We start from the raw sequence: 18,996 nt of genomic DNA on the forward strand, positions 1-18,996 counted from the left end.
ATTCTACGCTTTGCAGCCTAGCTTGACATACCAAACCTCGCATAATACTGTATCCATAATTATGGACGCAAGTCGGCTAAGCACCGGTTTGCTCATTCACACCACACCATGAACATGAACCGCATTGCACCTACCGCGCTTTACCAGGAAGTGGCCGAGCGCCTGCGCCAGCGCATCTTCAACCACGAACTGACCCCCGGTACCTGGATCGACGAGCAGAAACTCGCCGAGCAGTACGGCATTTCCCGCACGCCGCTGCGCGAAGCGCTCAAGGTGCTGGCTTCGGAAGGCGTGGTTGAACTGAAACCGCGGCGTGGCTGCTACGTCACCGAGATTTCCCGTCAGGACATGGACGACATCTTCCCGCTGATGGCCATGCTCGAAGGTCGATGTGCGCTGGAAGCGGTGCGCCGGGCCAAACTGGCTGACATCCGGGCCTTGAAGGCGATCCACGAAAGGTTGGAGGTGGCGGCCAAGGAGGGGCGGATCGATGCCTTTTTCGAGGCCAACCAGGAGTTCCACCGGCTGATTCAGGAACTGGCCAACAATCGCTGGCTGCTGTCGGTGATCCAGGATCTGCGTAAAGTCCTGAAGCTGTCGCGCCTGCACTCGCTTTCCTTGGAGGGCCGGTTGCAGCAGTCGCTCGAAGAGCACCGCGTGATCATGGCGGCGTTCGAGGCTAACGATCCTGAAAAAGCCGAGAAGCACATGCAGGACCACCTGCTCTCCAGCCGCCAGGCGCTGGCCCGTCAGTACGACAGCAACACCGGCAAGGCTGCCTGACGGTAGTTTGAATGGCCGGCGGGGCCCCGCTCGCCACTGCGCTGACGACTCAGAATAAAAAAACCCCGACAACTTGCGCTGTCGGGGTTTTTCAATGGCGGGGCGAGTTAGTGACTGCTCGCGCCGGATGCGCCGAAGCCTGTTTGAGCCCGGACGTACTGATCTTCAAAAGCCTCGATTTCCTTGCCAGCGCGCACGCTGCTGTCGCTCTTCGAGAAGATGTAGGCGAGCAGGAAGGCAATCGGCATCGCGAACAGTGCCGGCTGGGTGTAAGGGAAGAGCGGTGCCGGATTGTGCAGCACATCGACCCACACCGACTTCGAGAAGACCACGAAGAGCACAGCCGAAACCAGGCCGCCGTAGCCGCCGAACAGCGCGCCGCGGGTGGTCAGGCCTTTCCAGTACATGGAGAGGATGAGCACCGGGAAGTTGGCTGCCGCCGCCACACCGAAGGCCAGGCCGACCATGAAGGCGATGTTCTGCTTCTCGAACAGGATGCCGAGCACGATGGCGACGAAGCCGAGGCAGATCGTGGCGATCCGCGAGACGCGGATTTCGGTGGCTTCCGAAGCCTGCCCCTTCATGATGACGCGAGCGTAGATGTCGTGCGAGATGGCCGAAGCGCCGGCCAGGGCCAGACCGGAGACGACGGCCAGGATGGTCGCGAAAGCCACGGCAGCCAGGAAACCGAGCAGCATGTTGCCGCCGACCGCCTTGGCCAGATGCATGGCGACCATGTTGCCGCCGCCGATCAGCTTGCCACCGACCGTGCCGCCCTCGAAGAACTCGGGGTTCTGGCCGACGATCAGGATGCCGCACAAGCCCATGATGAAGATCACGTTGAAGAAGTAGGCGACGAAACCGGAGGCGTAAAGCACGGACTTGCGGGCTTCCTTGGCGTCGGTGACGGTGAAGAAGCGCATCAGGATGTGCGGCAGGCCGGCGGTGCCGAACATCAGGCCGAGACCGAGCGAGATCGCGGTCACTGGATCGGCCAGCAGGCTGCCCGGCGACATCAGCTTGTCGCCCAGCTTGTGCACGGCCGTGGCTTTTTCCAGCAAGGTCTGGAAGGAGAAGCCAAACTGGCTGAAAGCCAGAATCATGACCAGCGTGCCACCGGCGAGCAGCATGCAGGCCTTGATGATCTGCACCCAGGTTGTGGCGACCATGCCGCCGAAGGTGACGTAGACCATCATCAGGATGCCGACGGCGAAGATCGCGATGTTGTAGTCGAGACCGAAGAGCAGCTTGATCAACTGGCCGGCACCGACCATCTGGGCGATCAGGTAGAAGCAGACCACGGTCAGCGAGGAGATCGCGGCCATGGTGCGCACCTTACCCTGGTCGAGGCGATAGGCGGTGATGTCGGAGAAGGTGAACTTGCCGAGATTGCGCAGGCGTTCGGCCATCAGGAACAGAATGATCGGCCAGCCGGCGAAGAAGGCCAGCATGTAGATGTAGCCGTCGTAGCCCTGGGTGTAGACCATGGCGGTCAGGCCGAGCAGGGTGGCGGCCGACATGTAGTCGCCGGCGATCGCCAAGCCGTTCTGGAAGCCGGTGATGCCGCCGCCGGCGGTGTAGAAGTCGGCGGTCGACTTGGTGCGGCTGGCCGCCCAGTAGGTAATGCCCATCGTCATCGCGACGAAGAGGCAGAACATGATGATGGCGTGCCAGTTGGTCGCCGATTTTTCCATGGCGCCTTCGACCGGCGGGCCGGCATAGGCCATCGCGGCGATCGCGAACAGGCCGAGAGCAGTAGTGAGATGAGTCAGGCGGCGCATCATTTGTTCTCCTTCCAGGCTTCCTTGACGATTTCCTGCGTCAGGGCGTCGAATTCCGTATTGGCACGCTTGACATAAACCGCGGTCAGCACCCAGAAGAAAACGAACATGAAAAATTCGACAGCGACCCCCACTGTCAGCATCGAACCTTCACTGACCGGCTGGCCAAGTGATGCCGGATTAAAGGCCACCACCATCACAAAGCCGTAGAACATGGTTAAAACAATAAAAGCCAGGATCCAGGCAAAACGTCCCCGTCTGCTGACGAGATCCTGGAATTTCGGGTTGGCTCGCATCCGCTCATACATCGCGCTGCTCATGGCATATCCTCCCTAATTAATAATTACCGTAGATCGGCGGGCAGTATTCTATCTTATAGAAGACTGATTTCAGTTGATTTGCATCATCCGAACCTATAATTCCACACCTCACATAGGACGCAGCACATGAGTAAAGTCATCCTTTCCCGCGCCGGTGAAGTCGCCACGCTGACCCTCGACAACCCCGGCAAGCTCAATGCAATCGATCTCGGTATGTGGCAGCAACTGGCTGAAAATATGGCGAAAATTTCCGCCGATCGCGACCTTCGCTGTGTCGTCGTGCGCGGTGCCGGCAACGAGGCTTTCGCCGCCGGTGGCGATCTTGAAGAGTTCGTGACCGGCCGCGCGACGCTCGAACAGGCCCTGCATTACCACGGTCAGGTGGCCGCCGCGCTGAATGCCATCGCCGACTGTCCGCATCCGACTGTTGCCCTGATCCAGGGCGCCTGCATCGGTGGCGGGCTGGAGATTGCCGGCGTCTGCGACCTGCGGATCAGCGGCGAGAGCGCCCGTTTCGGGGCGCCGATCAACAAGCTCGGCTTTTCGATGTACCCCGGTGAAATGGAAGGCCTGCTCAAGCTGGCCGGCCCGGCCGTGATCAAGGAAATCCTGCTCGAAGGGCGCATCCTGACCGCCACCGAGGCCTATGAAAAAGGCCTGCTGACCCGCGTCGTGCCCGATGCCCAGGTCGAGGACGAAGCCTACGCCACGGCCCGCCGTATTGGTGGCGGCGCGCCGCTGGTCGCCGGCTGGCACAAGCAGTGGATCCGCCGGCTGCAGAGCGGTCGGCCGCTCAACGACGAGGAAAAGGCCGCCTCCTTCGCCTTCCTCGACACCGAGGACTACAAAGAAGGTTTGGCCGCCTTCCTGGAAAAGCGCAAGCCGGTCTTCAAGGCGCGCTAAGTTGTCGCCGGCTCAACTGCCCTACAGGCTCCACAGCATCCTGGCCGAGAGCACGAGCAACAGGCCGGCAAAGATCCGCTTCAGGACCTGGATCGGCAGGCGGTGGGCGAGCCGGGCGCCGAACTGGGGGGTCAGTACGCTGGTCAGCAGGATGACGCCGAGCGCCGGCAGATAGACGAAACCCAGGCTGCCCGCCGGCAGTTCGGCATGACCCCAGCCATTCCAGATGTAGCCGACGGTGCCGCCGAGCGCGATCGGCAGGCCGACCGCCGCCGAGGTGCCGATCGCCCGGTGCGGGCGGACATTGCACCAGATCAGGTAGGGCACGGTCAGCGCCCCGCCGCCCATCGCCGCCAGGCTCGCCACCCCGCCGATAACGATGCCGGTCAGGCCCAGTCCGCCGCGTCCAGGCAGGCTGCGGCTCGGTGCCGGGCGCAGGTTGGCGATCATCTGGATGGCGACCAGGAGCATGAAGCCGACGAAGAAGATGGCCAGCGCCTGCGACGAAATGCGGCCGGCCAGCTGGGTGCCGAGCAGCGTGCCGAGCAGGATGCCCGGTGTCAGGTCGCGGACCACCGGCCAGAGCACGGCCTGATGGGCGTGATGGGCGCGCAGGCTGGACAGCGAGGTGAACAGGATGGTCGCCATCGAGGTGCCGAGCGCCAGATGCAGCACTTCGCGGGCGGGAAAGCCCTGGCCGGCGAACAGCACGGTCAGGATGGGCACGACGACCACGCCACCGCCGACCCCGAGCAGGCCGGCAAAGAAACCGGCAGCGGCGCCGGTCAGCAGATAGGCGACCAGCGCTTCGCCGGGAATCACCGCGTGTCTCTCATCGGAATATTCGAAAAGTCTGAATTCTATCGGCGGTCGGTCTGAAGCCAGGCGACGATGCCATCGACGCTGCGAAAATCGTCGGCGGCGCGGGCCGGAATCTCCGGTGCGAACTCGTTGAACAACCGGGTCAGGGCATTGCCGGGGCCGATTTCGAGCACGACGTCGGGCTGCAGTTCGACGATGGCCTGCTGGCAGGCCGCCCAGTCGAGCCGCGTGCAGATCTGGCGGGCCAACGCCGCGCCAGCGGCGGCGACGCTACGGGCCGGCGTCGCATCAATGGCGCTGAGTACTGGCACGGGCAGGCGGCCATCGGGCAGGGCGGCCAGGCGTTCCCCGAAAGCGGCCGCCGCCTTGGCCAGCAGCGGCGTATGCGACGGGGTGCGGACCGCAAGATGGACCAGGCGGCTGGCCCCTGCTGCCGCGAATGCCGCGGCGGCGGCGTCGATGCCGGCCCGCGGCCCAGCGACCACCAGATGGCGCGGTGCATTGCGGATGGCGACGGCGAGACCGGCTTCGGCGGCCAGGGTTTCGACCCTTGGGTCATCGAGGCCGAGCACGGCGAGCATGCCGTGCTCGCCGGGCGCTGCGCCGTCCATCAGGCGGGCGCGTTCGACGGTCAGGGCCAGTCCGCTCGCTGCCGGGAAAACGCCGGCCACGCAGCAGGCCGCCATTTCGCCCAGCGAATAGCCGGCGACGCAGATCGGGCGCGGCAATTTCTCCCGCAACTGCTCCCAGAGCAGCATCTGCTGGGCGAAGATCAGGGGCTGGGCGATGGCGTTCCGGGCCAGGATTTCCGATGCCGGGGCGGCGCCTTCCTCGGCGAGGTCGGGCAAGGCGGCCAACAAGGCTTCACGCAGCGGGCCGCCGAGGCCGGCCCTGACTTGTTGCCAGTGGGCCGGGCCTTGTCCGCCCTGGCCGCTGAAGAGGAGGGCGAGGCGCATGCTCAGGCCAGGCCGTCGAGCTCGGCGAGAAACAGGGTCACGCCGAGCAGGTCGGCGGTGCCGCCGGGACTAAGCCGGCGGTCGACGAATTCGCGATCGATGGCGGCGGCGTGCGTCCGCCAGTCGGCGGCGAAGATGCCGCCCGCCGCGAGAAAGCCGGCCGCCGCCCGGTGCGCCTGGGCGAGCCCGGCCGGTCCGCCGCGCCAGAGCAGGTTGGTGTCGTCCAGTTCGGCCATCAGCGCGAACAGGGCCTGGACGGCAGCCAACTCGCCATCGCCGGTCGCCGCCAGTGTCGCCCGGTAGGCCGGCAGCCCGATTTCGCGCGCCGCCGGAAAGCCGCTGGCCGCCTCCTGGCGGGCGCCGCCCGAGCCATAACGGCGGGCGACGACCAGTCCGTGGCTGGGGGGGGCCGAGTCGGGCAGCACATCGGCCGAGGTCAGGATTTCGCGTCCCCAAAGCGCCTCGACGGCCGAGCAGGCCGACTCGGCCCCGACGGGCCGTCCGGCGCCGAGCAGCGCACCGCTCGCCGCGCAGAGCAGGCCGAGGTTGAAGATCGCGCCGCGATGCGTATTGACCCCGCCGGTCGCGGCCAGCATGGCCGACTCGGCGGCGATGCCCAGGGTCTGCAAAGGCGCGAAGCCGGGGGCGGAGCGGCCGCCGGCGGTGATCGCCGGAAAATAGGGGCGCAGCGCATTCAGGCTGCGCAGGAAAGTGCGGAAGTCCATATCGCGATGGCTGCCGTTGCCTTCCGGGGTGACCAGTCCCGGCTTGGGATGCAGTTCGACTTCGCGGTACAGGCTGCGGATGGCGAGGCGACCGATCAGCGCGTCGCCGGGCGCCGGGCTGGCGTCGGGCAGGAGACAGACCGGGCGGGCGGGCAGCGGATTCGGCATGTTCATTCTCCTTGGCAGCGGCTCAGGCGGCCAGTGCGGCCGGGGCCAGCCCGGCGAGCAGCGTATTCAACGGCTTCAGGGTGACCTCGCATTCGCCCTTGACCAGGACCGTCCTGGCACGCGTCGGCTGGCCGGCCAGTTCGGCCCAGGCGACGGCGTCGCCGTTCGGGAAGCGTAGTTCGCCATCCAGCCGGCAAGGGAGATGAGCCGCAGTGCTGGAGAGGGCGGTGAGCGCCAATTCGTACTGCTCGCGATCGGCGACATCGCAAATCAGGTCGATGTCCGATTCGGCATGGCGGTAGCTGTCGCCGCTCAAGGTTTCCCACGCCAGCGAGCCATAGACCCCGAGCCGGGCGCCGCTGCCCTGGATCGCGGTCGCCAGGGCGAGCAGGCCTTGCCCGGTCGACGGTGCCAGTCGTGGCGCGCAGCGTTCGACGCTCAGCGGCGGGCGAATGTCGATGATCTGGCCAGCTTCGACCTGGATGGTCAGGCGTTTGCGCGCTTGGTGTAGCGGCAGGGCCAGGCCCAGGCAGAGCGGCCCACCGCCGTCCGGCTGGCGGGCAGCGACCAGTGGCCGACCCCGGGCGATCCATTGCCGGGCGGCCAGCCAGAAGGGGCTGCCCGCTTCGGCGCAGGGTGTCGTGAAGGTCGTCTCCGGGTGCAGATAAACCAGGTCGTGGCGGCGCATCGCGTCAGGCGCCGATCACTGCGTTGTCGACGGCTTGGGCAATGCCCGCCGCCAGTTGGCGGCCGTCCCGCGCCAGACCGCTGGCCATGCGTTGGTCGCTGGCCGAGGCGCTCTGGCAGGCCGCGGTCAGCGCGGCTTCCAGCAAGGCGGCCGATGGTGCCGGCCAGATTGCCTCGATGCCGCCCATGCGCCGATAGCTCTCGGCGCCCGGCGCGAAGATCGGCGAACTGGCCGCCAGTTCGACCAGGCGTTCATGGGCGATCTTGGTCACCCGTGCCATGGCGCGCAGGTCCATGACTCGGACCTGGGCGTCGGCCAGCGCATAGGCCTGGTCGGCCATCAGGCCGAAGGAGAGGAAGCCGCCGCTGACCGCGTTGGCGGTGACCAGACTGAGCGAGGGGTGGCCCTGGCGGCGGGCGAGGTCGACGCAAGCGGCGAGATGGGCCAGCGAGCCGTTCAGACAAAGCAGTTCCTGGCTGCGCGACAAGGCCTGGCCGCTGGTGTCGACCAGGAAGACCAGAGGCCGGTCGGGATGCTGCTCGATGGTGTCGAGGATGAAACCGGCCAGGGCCAGCGCCATGGCGTGGTCGATAGCCGCCGCATCGGTGGTGCCGAGCACGGCGACCGTACCCTGCGCGGTCTGCGCCTGGCCGGTAATCACCTGGTTGGCCACGGCCACGGTATGGCCGGCCGGGAACAGGGCGTCGAGAATGTCGTTGAGGCTCATGTCGGCAATCCTTCTTTCAAGGCGACCAGGCTGTCGCGGTCGAGCATCGGCACGGCGTCGGGGTCGGCGACGCCGAGCGCGGCCCAGACCTGCAAGCCGTCGCGATAGGTGGCGTAGGCGGCCAGCCGGGTTTCCAGGCGGTGCTGGGTGGCGCGTAAATTGGCTAGCGTCGGTGCCGGTTCCCGCCAGGCGGCGAGCAATTCCACCGTGCCGGCCCGGAAGGCCGGGATGTCATCCTCGACCAGCGCCGCGCAATCGCCCATCAGGTAACGGTGCTTGCCGCCGGTAACGCGCCAGACCAGCGCCCGGTCCTTCGAATCAAATTCCTCGACACCGGCCACCGTCTCGATGACCTCGGGGCCGGAGAGGGCCAGCCGGCCCTCTTCGGAAATCAGGATGGCCGAACAGAGCTTGGCGACAATACCCATGCCGCCAAAGGCGCCGCAACTGCCGCCGATCAGCGCCAGCACGGGCACGCCGGCGGCGCGGGCGTCGAGCACGGCGCGCATGATTTCGGAAATGGCGATCAGGCCGGCATTGGCTTCGTGCAGCCGGACCCCGCCTGAGTCGATGAGCAGCAGCACGGCGGCCGGTTTTTCGAGGATCGCCCGCCGCAACAGGCCGACGATCTTGGCGCCGTGGATTTCGCCGACGGCGCCGCCCATGAACTGGCCTTCCTGCGCCGCGATCAAAACGGCTTGGCCGGCCAGACGGCCGCAGCCGACGACTACGCCGTCGTCGAAGGCGCCGGGCAGGTCGAGCTGGGCGAGGTGGGGGCTGGGCTGCGACTCGGCCGGCGGCAGGATTTCGCGGAAACTGCCGGCATCGAGCAGGCCGGCAATGCGGTGGCGGGCCGTGGCTTCGAACCAGCTATGGCGGGCAGCGAGCGACGGCGTCATTGCGCACCTCCCCGGTATTCGGCCAGGGCCTGGGCCAGCCGCAGGCTGACGACGGCCGGGGTGGCGCCCATGTCGTTGATGGCGATAGCCGTGCCGCCGGCCGGGTGGGTGGCGGCAAAGCTGCCGAGCACGGCTCGCCAGGTCTCGCCGAAACCGCGCGCCGAGGTCTTGATGCGGACGGCGCAGGCGGCCGGCTGGTCGCCTGCCTTGACCAGGATTTCCAGGTTGCCGGAGCCGACCACGCCGCACAGGGCAGGATCGGCGGCCCGCAAAACGGGTGCGGAGTCGAAACGAAAGTCGAGTGTTTCCATGGCGGTCACCAGTTACGGAAGCGGGAAGGGGGCGCGTAGAGGCCGCCCGACCAGCGCACCAGATCCTTGACGGAACGGGCAGCGAGCAGGTCGCGCGTCGCCATGCGTGGGTCGATGCCGAGGTCTTCGGGACGGCGGATGATGCCGCGGTCACGCAGGTTTTCGACCATCACCTTGTCGCGGGCCATGCCGACCGGCGTGAAGCCGGCGACACCGCGGATCGCCTGCTCGCGCTCTTCCGGGCTACGGCAGAGCAGCAGGTTGGCGATGCCTTCCTCGGTCACGATATGGCTGACGTCGTCGCCGTAGATCATGATTGGCGGCAGTTCGGCGCCCATCGACTTCTGCAGCTTCCAGGCATCGAGTTCCTCGACGAAGACTGGTGCCATGTGCTCGCGGAAGGTTTCGACCATCTGGACGACCAGCTTGCGGCCGCGGATGGCGTTCGGCCCGTAGGCCTCGCGCCCGGCTTTCAGCCAGGCCGGGCTGGCGTGGCGCCGACCGTGCGGATCGGAACCCATGTTCGGCGCGCCGCCGAAGCCGGTGATGCGGCCCAGCGTCGCCGTCGAACTGTTGCCAGCCATGTCCATCTGCAAGGTCGAACCGATGAACATGTCGCAGGCGTAGAGGCCTGCCGTTTGGGAAAACGCCCGGTTGGAACGCATGCTGCCATCGGCGCCGGTGAAGAAGACGTCGGAACGGGCCGAGATGTAGGCGTCCATGCCGACTTCCGAACCGAAGCAATGCACCGATTCGACGAAACCGGACTCGATCGCCGGAATCAGTGTCGGGTGCGGATTCAAGGCCCAGTGCGTGCAGATCTTGCCCTTCAGACCGAGATCGGCGGCGTAGGTCGGCAGCAACAGCTCAATCGCCGCGGTGTCGAAGCCGATGCCATGGTTCAGGCGGGTGACGCCATACTCGGCGTAGATGCCCTTGATCGCCATCATCGCCATCAAGACTTGGACTTCGGTGATCTGCGCCGGATCGCGGGTGAATAGCGGCTCGATGTAGTTCGGCTTCGGGCGAGCACGGTGAAATCGACCCAGTCGGCCGGCACGTCGACACGTGGCAGCTTGTCGAGGCGCTCATTGACCTGGGCGATCACGATGCCACCCTTGAAGGCGGTCGCCTCGACAATGGCCGGCGTGTCTTCAGTATTCGGCCCGAGGTAGAGATTGCCCTCGGCATCCGCCGCCTGCGCCGCGATCAACGCCACATTCGGCGTCAGATCCATGAAGTAGCGGCCGAACAGTTCGAGATAGGTATGAATCGCCCCGATCTCAATGCGCTGTTCCTGGACCAGTTTGGCCAGTCGGGCGCCTTGCGGGCCGCTGAAAGAAAAGTCGAGGCGGTTTGCCAGGCCGCGCTCGAAAAGGTCCACATGGCTCGGGAGAGCCAGGACTGACTGGACCATACTGAGGTGATTGATGCGTTCCGGGCTGCAGTCAGCCAGGGACTCGGACAGGAAATCGGCCTGCTTCTGGTTGTTGCCTTCGAGACAGACGCGGTCGCCCGGCTGGATCACGGCTTCAAGCAGGTCGATGATACGGTCGACCGGGATTTCTTTGCCGTTTTTGCCAGCCAGGCCGAGGCTCGCCGCCCGCTCAAGGCGGCGACCACGGCTCTGGCGCAGAGTGTCCCAGTCACGCGGGAGTGGTGCGTTCATGATCGTCTTTCCGCCGACTCAGGAACCGCTGTACTGCGACGGCAGCCAGGTGGCGATTTCCGGGAAGATACAGAGCAGAACGATGCCGAGCGCCATCAGCAGCAGGAAGGGGACGGTGCCCCACATGATTTCCTTGAGCTTGATGTCGGGTGCGATACCGCTGATCACGAACAGGTTGAGGCCAACCGGCGGGTGAATCAGGCCCATTTCCATGAGGATGGTCATGATCACGCCGAACCAGATCAGATCGATACCCAGGGCGTTCAGCGCCGGCAGGATGATAGGCGTGACCATCAGGATGATGGCGACCGGCGGCAGGAAGAAGCCGAGCACGATGAGCAGAATATTGACCCAGAAGAAGAAGGCCCATTTGCTCAGTTCCAGCGAAATCATCCAGGCAGCAGCCGACTGGGTGATGTGCAGATAGCTCATGACATAGGTGTAGAGGAAGGACATCGCGATGATCAGCATGATCATCGACGACTCACGTGCCGTGCCGGAGAGGATGACCTTGAGGTCGCTCCAGCGCCAGCAGCCGTAGATCGCCATGACCATAAGCAGCGCACCGAATGCACCGATGCCGGCGACTTCCGAAGGCGTTGCCCAGCCGCCGTAGAGGGCGACCATGACGATGATGATCAGGCCAAGGAAGGGAGCGAGGCGAGGCAGCGTTTCGAGGCGCTGTTTCCAGCTGAACGACTCTTCCGCCGGCATGGCGATGCCGGTCGAACGATTGGCCGAAATTTTCTCGTTCTTTTCCGCCCAGGATTTGTACACCACCCAGATCGAGAACATCGCCGTCAGCATCAAGCCAGGACCAACACCGGCCATGAATAGCTTGCCGATCGATTGCTCGGTGGCCAGACCATAGAGAATCAAGGTCAGCGACGGTGGAATCAGGATGCCCAGCGTGCCGCCGGCAGCGATCAGGCCAGTCGCCAGGCGCTCGGAATAGCCGCGTTTGCGCATTTCCGGAATGCCCGAGGAACCGATCGCCGAGCAGGTCGCCGGCGAGGAACCGCACATTGCGGCAAACACCGAGCAGGCCAAGGTGTTGGCCAGGCCGAGGCCGCCCGGCACCTTGTACAGCCAGCGGTTCAGCGAGTTGTAGAGATCGGCGCCAGCGCGTGATTTGCCGATCGCCGCGCCCATCATGATGAAGAGCGGAATGGTCAGCAGCGTAAAGCTGTTCAACTCGGAAAAGATGGTTTCAGCGATGATCGACAGCTGCGCCACTGGCATGAAAAAGTACATGAAAATCAGGGCGACCGAGCCAACGGCAAAGGCAATCGGCATCCCGGAAAAGAGGAATACGAAAGTGGCGGCCGCGTAGAGCAGGCCCAAGGTTCCGACGCTCATTTGCGATCTCCTTCGTCGTCATGCTGGATGCGCTCAATCGCCACCTGGATGGCGGCATTGTGCTGCGGCGGTGGGTGATGCGAGCGCATCGCTTCGGGCAGCGAATCCTCGATGAACTGGACAAAAATCTGCAGGGTCAGCGAGGTCATGCCGACTGCCATGGTGGCAAAGACCGGCCACATCTTCGGCGCCCAGGAGGTGTCGCTCATCCGGCCTTCGTCCCAGGCTTCGTAGAACAGGTGCCAACAATTCCAGGCAATGAAGGCGCAAAACAGGAAGGACAACAGATCGGAAAACGCCATCCGCCACTGGGTCCAGCTTGGCGGCGTGATTTCGTCGAGAATCTCGATCGTCACGTGACCACGGTTGAGCTGGGTATGAGCAGCTGCCAGAAAGCTGGAGGCGATCAGTAAATAGATGCAAAACTCGATTTCCCAGTCGGTCGGCCAGGCAAAGAAATAACGGACCGCGACTTCAAAAACGAGAACGCAGGTAGCGATGACGATCAGAAAGGCCGACAGGTAACCCGTCGCAATATTGAAGGCCTTGACCGCTCGGCTGATGAAATATCCGGGGCTCATGATTCACCTTTAAGAAGGATGGGCCGGGCTATGCCCGGCCGGGGGTTACTTGACCGACAGCGCCATGTCGAGCAGGGCGCGACCATCCTTGATGTTCTCGGCGAAATCCTTGAAAGCGGTCTGTTCGGCGACGCCGCGCCAGGCCATGAAGGCTTTGTCATCCATGTCGACCACCTTGGCTCCGGCTTTGGCGAATACGTCGGCCATCCGTTGATCGTCCTTCTTGGCTTCCTCGACGCCAAACTTCTCCAGACTGGCACCGACTTCGCTGATGATCTTCTGTTGTTCCGGGGTCAGCGAGTCATAGAGGCCCTTGGAAATCAGCAGCGGCTCGAACATGAACCAGAAGCTCTTGTTGCGGGCCGTGGTCACGTACTTGCTGAACTCCTGCAGACGGAAACTGATCAGCGAAGTGCTGGAAGTCAGGGCTGCATCGAGCACGCCGGATTGCATTGCACTGTAGATTTCCGAGGACGGCATGCCGGTCACTGCAGCTCCGGCGCCCTTCAACATCTGATCCATTTCCTTGCTGCCGCCGCGGAATTTCAGGCCCTTGGCGTCGTCGGGAACGACCACCGTTTTCTTGGTCGAGGCAATTCCGCCGGCCTGCCAGACCCAGGTGAGGATCTTGATGTTCTTGTCGGCCAGGATGCGGTCCAGTTCCTTGCCGATCGGTGCCGTCTTCCAGCGCATGCCCTGCTCGTAGCTGCTGACCAGGGTCGGCATCAGGGTCAGGTTGACTGCCGGAATCTCGCCGCCGCCATAGGCCAGCGGCACCAGGCTCATGTCGAGCGCACTCTTGCGCAGGGCGCCGATCTGACTGTTGGTCTTCATCAGCGAACTACCCGGATAGATCTCGAACTTCAGACTGCCCTTGGACTGCTTTTCGACTTCGGCAGCAAAGCGGCGGACCAGGCGATCGCGAAAATCGCCATCCTCGGTGGTGGCGGCCGGGAACTGATGCGAAATCTTGATGACGCGCGGCGCCTGGGCGTGAGCCGAGGGTAGGGCACAGGTCAAAGCGGCGGCGGCAATAGCCAGCGTAAGGTGGCGCTTGGTCTTGCTGATCATGGATGTCTCCTCCAGAGTTAATCATGCACGGACGGTGAAACCTCACTGGCTGGCTTATCCTGATTTCAGGAATACCGCACTGTTGTTTGTGTTCAAAAATCACCGTTGTGTATACAAGATAGACATTCATTGAATACTGGTCAACTAATTTCGTATAATTTAATCATTGCTACCTGCTGGAGCCTGGACCATGAGCAGCCCTGCTGAAATTCCCGCCACCACCCGCCAGTCAGAACGCCTCGGCGAACTGATCGAGGAACGCATCGTCACCGGCGTCTATCCGCCCGGGACGCGGCTCGACGAACAGGAGCTGGCCGATACTTTTGGCGTCTCGCGGACACCGGTGCGCGAGGCACTGATCCAGCTCTCTTCGGTCGGGCTGATCGAAATCAAGCCGCGGCGCGGCGCGACGGTGCCCGAGGTCGGGGCTGACCGGGTTTGCGAAATGTTTGAGGTGATGGCCGAGCTGGAGGCGATGTGCGGCCGGCTGGCCGCCCGCCGGATCACGGCGGATGAGCAAATGACGCTGCAAGAGGCGCATCGCGCCTGCGAAGCGGCGCGCGATGCCAATACGCCGGATATCTATTACCAGCTCAACGAGGTTTTCCACCGGCGCATCTACGCAGCCAGCCACAACGGTTTCCTGGTCGAGCAGGCGACTGCGCTGCATCGCCGGCTGCGCCCCTATCGGCGGCTACAGTTGCGGGTCCGCAACCGGATGGCGACTTCGTTCAACGAGCATCAGGCCATCGTCGACGCCATCGTCAAGGGCGACAGCGATCTCGCTGCGGCCCAGTTGCGCGCCCATGTGACGGTTCAGGGAGAGCGTTTCGCCGATCTGGTCGCGACGCTGCGCGATTTCAATGCCGGCGCCTGAGCGGCTTCAGCCGATCAGGCTGTAGAGCATCTTGCTGGCGAGCAGGGCGAGAAAGACGCCGAAGGCGCGCTTGAGTTTCTTAACCGGCAACTTGTGGGCCAGCCGGGCACCGACCGGCGCCATCAGGATGCTCATCACGACGATGCCGACAAAGGCCGGCAGATAGATGTAGCCCAGCGTGTAGGCCGGCAGCCCGGTGTCGTTCCAGCCGGCGACGATGTAGCCGATGGCACCGGCGACGGCAATCGGAAAACCCAGGGCCGACGAGGTGCCGACCGCCGAATGGATGGCGACGTTGCAGAACAGCATGAAGGGCACTGACAGAAAGCCGCCACCGGCCGCGACCAGGCTCGAAACTCCACCGATCACGCCGCCGGCGCTAAACAGCCCGAGCGGGCCGGGCAACTGGCGGTGGGCGTGCGGCTTGAAGTCGAGGATCATCTGGAGTGAGGCGTAATAGACGATGACGACGAAAATCGCCGTCATCGGGCCGGTCGGTACCTGGCCGGCGACCAGTGAGCCGCCGAAGGTGCCGAGCACCAGTCCGGGCGCCATGCTGCGCACGATCTCCCAGCGCACTGCGCCATGCGCATGATGGGCGCGCATGCTGGAAATCGAGGTGAAGACGATGGTCGCCATCGAGGTGCCGAGCGCCAGGTGCATGACGTGTTCCGACGGAAAACCCTGGGCGACGAACAGCATGTACATGAAGGGCACCAGGGTCAGGCCGCCGCCGACGCCGAACAAGCCGGCCACGAAGCCGCCGAATATCCCGAGCAGGGGATAGGTCAACCACCAGAGAGTCATCAGTTTTTCGCCAGAAGCCGGGTTATGCAAGCCCATTCTTCGGCTGTCACCGGCGTGATCGACAGCCGGTTGCCGCGGGCCAGGAGGCGCATGGTAGCAAGTTCCGGGGTTTGCCGCAGTTCGGCCAGCGGCAGGTAGCGCGTCTTCTCTACGAAGCGGACGTCGCGCAGCAGCCAGCGTGGCTCTTCCGGTCTCGACTTGGGGTCGAAATAGTGGCTGTCAGGGACGAACTGGGTGTCGTCCGGGTAGGGCTCGGAGCAGATCTCGCAAATGCCGGCGATGCCCGGAACGGCGCAGCCCGAGTGGTAGAACAGCGCCCGGTCGCCGATCCGCATGCTGTCGCGCATGAAGTTGCGCGCCTGGTAATTGCGCACGCCAAACCAAGGAAGGGTCTGCCCGGGGGCGGCTGCGAGGTCGTCGATCGAGACCTCGGCGGGCTCGGATTTCATCAGCCAGTAGTGCATGTCGTGGTTTCGGAAATGAAAACAGGTGGCAGAAAATCTGCCACCTGTTGAAGGTAGGCCCCCGCAAGTGCCGTCAGGCCGGCATCCTGAACCTGGGTCCAGAGTGGTCGCTTTCCCGTTGTATCAGGAACGCCTGGCTAGAGGCACTCACAACAACAACTTTACGGTCGGCAACCGATGCCAATTAGCATTGGTTCAAGGAATATATGGCCTAAACAAACACCGCAGGGGACGCTCGGCGGGCGGCACCGGGATCAGCAGTGGCGGACTAGATGTCCAGTTGCTGCTGGGGTGCAAGCACGGTATCTATCCGTGCTCCCATGGCACCGATTCTACGCTTTGCGTCGGAAGTATCAACCGCTTCGGAGAATGTTTCTGACGGCCCGGAAAGGTGTTCGTGGGCGATGTTCAGCGCGGCCATCACGGCGACGCGCTCGGCGATGGTGTTCTTGGTGCGCTGGGCGATTTCGCGCATCTTGCCGTCGACCAGATCGACCGCGGCGAGCAGGGCGTCGCGTTCTTCCGGCGTGCAGGCGACGCGGTATTCGCGGCCCATGATCTTGACATCGAGGAAATTCGGTTCGGTGCTCATCTCAGGCCTCCTCGGGCAGCTTGTCGACCAGGCCTTCGAGCCGCTCGCGGGCCGCGGTCATCGTCTGCCGCAGGTGAAGGCGTTCGGCTTCGGCCGCCGCCATCTGATTCTTCAGCACCTCGTTCTCGGCGCGCAACTGGTGCACCAGGGCAACTGCCTGTTCGATCTTCGCTTCAAGCGCTTCGAGTTCCGTATTCATGGGCCGCACTATAGTTGGGAAAATGCCGCATGGTCAAGGACTAAGCCTTTATTCTCAAAGTGGTTTATTGGAAGCGCTCAGGATTTTTCTGATGCGGCGCAACAACGATGCATGTAGAATTCGCGCCGTGTCAGGTGCTGTGCGAGGTTTCTCCAAGCGCAGTTAAACGGGAAAGCGGTGCGTCTCGCAAGAGACAAATCCGCTGCTGCCCCCGCAACGGTAAGCAAGTGCGGGCGCGTCAGAATGCCACTGGGTGACAACCTGGGAAGGCGACGCGCCAAGACTTGCGAGCCCGGATACCGGCCTGGAACACAAGCGGAAGTGCCACGGGGCTGTGGTGCCGGTCGTGTGACCTGTCTTTCCTCCCCCATTGCGCTTCCTTGTCCATGCTATTCCGGCATGCGGGGACGCCCGCCGGGAAAGGAAGATCCATGTATCCACGTTTCAAGCCGCTGGCCGCGCTGCTGCCACTCGTTTTCGCAACCCCGTCGCAAGCCGACACCCCGCTGCTGGTCGCCAGTCTCGACCCGGTGATGGTCACTGCCACCCGCCAGGAGATGCGCAGCTCGGAATTGCTCTCCGACGTCACCGTCGTCGAAAGCGAAGAACTGAAGCAGGCCGGCAATTCCACGCTGGGCGAAATCCTGTCGCGCCAGCCCGGCATCGAGTTCTACTCGCAGGGCAGCAATGGGGCGACCGGCAGCGTCTTCATGCGCGGCACGAGTAGCGGCCATACGCTGGTTCTGGTCGATGGCATGCGCGTCGGTTCGGCCTCGCTGGGGCAGATGTCCTCGTGGTCGCGCATTCCGGCCAGCCAGATCGAACGCATCGAAATCCTGCGCGGTCCGGCCTCCTCGTTGTACGGCAGCGATGCGATCGGCGGCGTGATCCAGATTTTCACGCGCACCGGCAAGGGTCCGTTCCAGGTCAATGCCGAAGCCGGCATCGGTTCCTACAACACTTCGACGCTCACTGCCGGTTTTTCGGGCAGTCAGGCCGACTGGCGTTATTCGCTGAATGCCTCGAGCTATCGGACCGACGGCTTCAACAGCATCAAGAATCCCGCAAACAGTGCCTACAACAAGGATCGCGACGGCTTCGAGAACCAGAGCCTGAGCGGCAGCCTGGGCTATACCCTGGCCAAGGGCCACGAGGTCGGCGCCAGCTTCTTCTACAGCGACGGCGAAAGCCAGTACGACAGCGGTACGACCAAGACAGCGGCCGCCAAGGACTACCGCAACCTGCTGGCGGTCAGCAATTTCTCCACCTATCTGAAGAATGCCTTCACCAGCAACTGGACCAGCACGCTGCGCGCCGGCCATAGCACCGACGATTCGAAGAACACCACCAACGGCGTGCAGAACTCCTTGTTCCGCACTGACCAGGAACAATACGCCTGGCAGAACGACATCCGGACCGCGGTCGGCAATTTTCTGCTCGGCATCGAGCGTCTGGACCAGTCGGTTACCGGCACCGGCAATTTTCGCGTCACCGAGCGCACCGTCGATTCGGCGCTGGTCGGCTGGAACGGCAGTTATCTGGCGCATCGCCTGCAGGCCAACCTGCGTTACGACAACAATTCGCAGTTCGGTGACAAGGCCACCGGTTCCGTAGCCTATGGCTACCGCCTGAATTCGAACTGGCGGGCCAATGTAGGCTACGGCACGGCTTTCAAGGCACCGTCGTTCAACGATCTGTATTTTCCGAAGTCTGGCAAGTTTATCGGCAACCCTGACCTGCTACCGGAGTCATCACGCAATCGCGAGGCCTCTGTGCATTACGAGTCCGGCTTGCATCACGTCTCCTTGACGTGGTTCTTGAATAGCGTCGAGAACCTGATCGTCTGGCCGAGTACCGGAGCTACGATCACGCCGGCGAATGTCAGCAATGCCCGCATCGAGGGTGCAACGCTAGCCTACGAGGGGCAGTTTGCCGGTTTCGACCTGCTTGCCAACTATAACTATCTCGACCCACGCGATACCGATACCAGTCGCCAACTGCCACGACGGGCCAGCAATTATGGAACGGTTTCGATTGGCCAGCAGATTGGGGCCTGGGAGTGGCGCGTTGAACAGTTTGCTAGCGACCGCCGTTTCAGCGACGATAAAAATTTGCTGAAACTGCATGGTTACTCGCTGACCAATCTCTACGGTGCCTACAATTTTGGCCAGAACTGGTCGGTCTTCGCCCGGATCAACAACCTGTTTGACCGCAACTACGAAGTCGTCGCCGACTTCGCCACCCCCGGCACCAACGCCTTCGTCGGCGTCCGCTACAGCCCGAAGTAAGCCGCC

Annotated in this window: 20 protein-coding genes, 1 other RNA gene, 1 pseudogene and 1 riboswitch; of the genes and pseudogenes, 4 read left to right on the plus strand and 18 right to left on the minus strand. The window is 63.6% G+C overall.

Annotated elements, in window-relative coordinates:
* Positions 1-108: 108 nt before the first annotated feature.
* Positions 109-783, plus strand: a complete 675-nt coding sequence (locus NQE15_RS04870; protein ID WP_265947061.1) for a GntR family transcriptional regulator — start codon at positions 109-111, stop codon at positions 781-783.
* A gap of 107 nt (positions 784-890) precedes the next feature.
* On the opposite strand, the gene NQE15_RS04875 is transcribed toward NQE15_RS04870, so the two are convergent.
* Positions 891-2,564: a cation acetate symporter gene (locus NQE15_RS04875; protein WP_265950133.1), complete on the minus strand. Its 1,674-nt coding sequence runs from the start codon at positions 2,562-2,564 to the stop codon at positions 891-893.
* On the minus strand, positions 2,564-2,884 hold the full coding sequence (locus NQE15_RS04880; RefSeq protein ID WP_265947063.1) for a DUF485 domain-containing protein: 321 nt from the start codon (positions 2,882-2,884) through the stop codon (positions 2,564-2,566). The genes NQE15_RS04875 and NQE15_RS04880 overlap by 1 nt, the downstream gene beginning before the upstream one ends.
* Positions 2,885-3,010: 126 nt before the next feature.
* Here NQE15_RS04880 and NQE15_RS04885 point away from each other — a divergent pair, with 126 nt between their 5' ends.
* Positions 3,011-3,787, plus strand: coding sequence for an enoyl-CoA hydratase/isomerase family protein (locus NQE15_RS04885; RefSeq protein ID WP_265947066.1), 777 nt, complete (start codon positions 3,011-3,013; stop codon positions 3,785-3,787).
* A gap of 21 nt (positions 3,788-3,808) precedes the next feature.
* On the opposite strand, the gene NQE15_RS04890 is transcribed toward NQE15_RS04885, so the two are convergent.
* The 11 genes and pseudogenes from NQE15_RS04890 to dctP form a co-directional block, all read right to left on the minus strand.
* Complete coding sequence (locus NQE15_RS04890) at positions 3,809-4,609, minus strand: sulfite exporter TauE/SafE family protein (protein WP_265947068.1); 801 nt, start codon at positions 4,607-4,609, stop codon at positions 3,809-3,811.
* Positions 4,610-4,647: 38 nt separating this feature from the next.
* A complete protein-coding gene (gene mdcH / locus NQE15_RS04895; protein WP_265947070.1) occupies positions 4,648-5,565 on the minus strand; it encodes a malonate decarboxylase subunit epsilon in 918 nt (305 codons plus the stop codon).
* 2 nt (positions 5,566-5,567) lie between these two features.
* Positions 5,568-6,458, minus strand: coding sequence for a triphosphoribosyl-dephospho-CoA synthase MdcB (gene mdcB / locus NQE15_RS04900; protein ID WP_265947073.1), 891 nt, complete (start codon positions 6,456-6,458; stop codon positions 5,568-5,570).
* Between the two features lie 22 nt (positions 6,459-6,480).
* Positions 6,481-7,146: a malonate decarboxylase holo-[acyl-carrier-protein] synthase gene (mdcG, locus tag NQE15_RS04905; protein ID WP_265947075.1), complete on the minus strand. Its 666-nt coding sequence runs from the start codon at positions 7,144-7,146 to the stop codon at positions 6,481-6,483.
* A 4-nt stretch (positions 7,147-7,150) separates the two neighbouring features.
* A complete protein-coding gene (gene mdcE / locus NQE15_RS04910) occupies positions 7,151-7,873 on the minus strand; it encodes a biotin-independent malonate decarboxylase subunit gamma (protein ID WP_265947077.1) in 723 nt (240 codons plus the stop codon).
* Positions 7,870-8,772 carry a biotin-independent malonate decarboxylase subunit beta gene (locus NQE15_RS04915; protein WP_265947079.1) on the minus strand — a complete coding sequence of 301 codons (903 nt, stop codon included), beginning with the start codon at positions 8,770-8,772 and terminating at the stop codon, positions 7,870-7,872. The genes mdcE and NQE15_RS04915 overlap by 4 nt, the downstream gene beginning before the upstream one ends.
* The gene (gene mdcC, locus NQE15_RS04920) at positions 8,769-9,083 is read right to left on the minus strand and encodes a malonate decarboxylase acyl carrier protein (RefSeq protein WP_265947081.1); all 315 of its coding nucleotides are present in this window, start codon (positions 9,081-9,083) and stop codon (positions 8,769-8,771) included. Before mdcC ends, NQE15_RS04915 begins: the two co-directional genes overlap by 4 nt.
* A gap of 5 nt (positions 9,084-9,088) precedes the next feature.
* Positions 9,089-10,752, minus strand: a pseudogene (gene mdcA / locus NQE15_RS24010) (malonate decarboxylase subunit alpha).
* 18 nt (positions 10,753-10,770) lie between these two features.
* Entirely contained in the window at positions 10,771-12,111 is a 1,341-nt protein-coding gene (locus NQE15_RS04935) for a TRAP transporter large permease (protein WP_265947085.1), read from the minus strand.
* On the minus strand, positions 12,108-12,692 hold the full coding sequence (locus NQE15_RS04940; protein WP_265947087.1) for a TRAP transporter small permease subunit: 585 nt from the start codon (positions 12,690-12,692) through the stop codon (positions 12,108-12,110). The genes NQE15_RS04935 and NQE15_RS04940 overlap by 4 nt, the downstream gene beginning before the upstream one ends.
* Before the next feature lie 45 nt (positions 12,693-12,737).
* Positions 12,738-13,763: a TRAP transporter substrate-binding protein DctP gene (gene dctP, locus NQE15_RS04945; RefSeq protein ID WP_265947089.1), complete on the minus strand. Its 1,026-nt coding sequence runs from the start codon at positions 13,761-13,763 to the stop codon at positions 12,738-12,740.
* Between the two features lie 190 nt (positions 13,764-13,953).
* Between dctP and NQE15_RS04950 the strand changes: the two genes are divergently transcribed.
* On the plus strand, positions 13,954-14,640 hold the full coding sequence (locus tag NQE15_RS04950) for a GntR family transcriptional regulator (protein ID WP_265947091.1): 687 nt from the start codon (positions 13,954-13,956) through the stop codon (positions 14,638-14,640).
* A gap of 6 nt (positions 14,641-14,646) precedes the next feature.
* On the opposite strand, the gene NQE15_RS04955 is transcribed toward NQE15_RS04950, so the two are convergent.
* From NQE15_RS04955 to zapB, 5 genes are all read right to left on the minus strand, one after another.
* Positions 14,647-15,447, minus strand: coding sequence for a sulfite exporter TauE/SafE family protein (locus NQE15_RS04955; RefSeq protein WP_265947093.1), 801 nt, complete (start codon positions 15,445-15,447; stop codon positions 14,647-14,649).
* Positions 15,447-15,911 carry an EVE domain-containing protein gene (locus NQE15_RS04960; RefSeq protein WP_265947095.1) on the minus strand — a complete coding sequence of 155 codons (465 nt, stop codon included), beginning with the start codon at positions 15,909-15,911 and terminating at the stop codon, positions 15,447-15,449. Before NQE15_RS04960 ends, NQE15_RS04955 begins: the two co-directional genes overlap by 1 nt.
* Positions 15,912-15,965: 54 nt before the next feature.
* Positions 15,966-16,145, minus strand: a non-coding RNA gene (gene ssrS / locus NQE15_RS04965) — 6S RNA.
* A 34-nt stretch (positions 16,146-16,179) separates the two neighbouring features.
* The gene (locus NQE15_RS04970) at positions 16,180-16,503 is read right to left on the minus strand and encodes a cell division protein ZapA (RefSeq protein WP_265947097.1); all 324 of its coding nucleotides are present in this window, start codon (positions 16,501-16,503) and stop codon (positions 16,180-16,182) included.
* 1 nt (position 16,504) lies between these two features.
* Entirely contained in the window at positions 16,505-16,702 is a 198-nt protein-coding gene (gene zapB / locus NQE15_RS04975) for a cell division protein ZapB (RefSeq protein WP_265947099.1), read from the minus strand.
* A 115-nt stretch (positions 16,703-16,817) separates the two neighbouring features.
* A riboswitch (cobalamin riboswitch) is annotated at positions 16,818-17,025 on the plus strand.
* 108 nt (positions 17,026-17,133) lie between these two features.
* Here zapB and NQE15_RS04980 point away from each other — a divergent pair.
* Positions 17,134-18,990, plus strand: a complete 1,857-nt coding sequence (locus tag NQE15_RS04980; RefSeq protein ID WP_265947101.1) for a TonB-dependent receptor domain-containing protein — start codon at positions 17,134-17,136, stop codon at positions 18,988-18,990.
* Positions 18,991-18,996: the final 6 nt, after the last annotated feature.

This window comes from Dechloromonas sp. A34 (assembly GCF_026261605.1).
Lineage (GTDB): Bacteria > Pseudomonadota > Gammaproteobacteria > Burkholderiales > Rhodocyclaceae > Azonexus.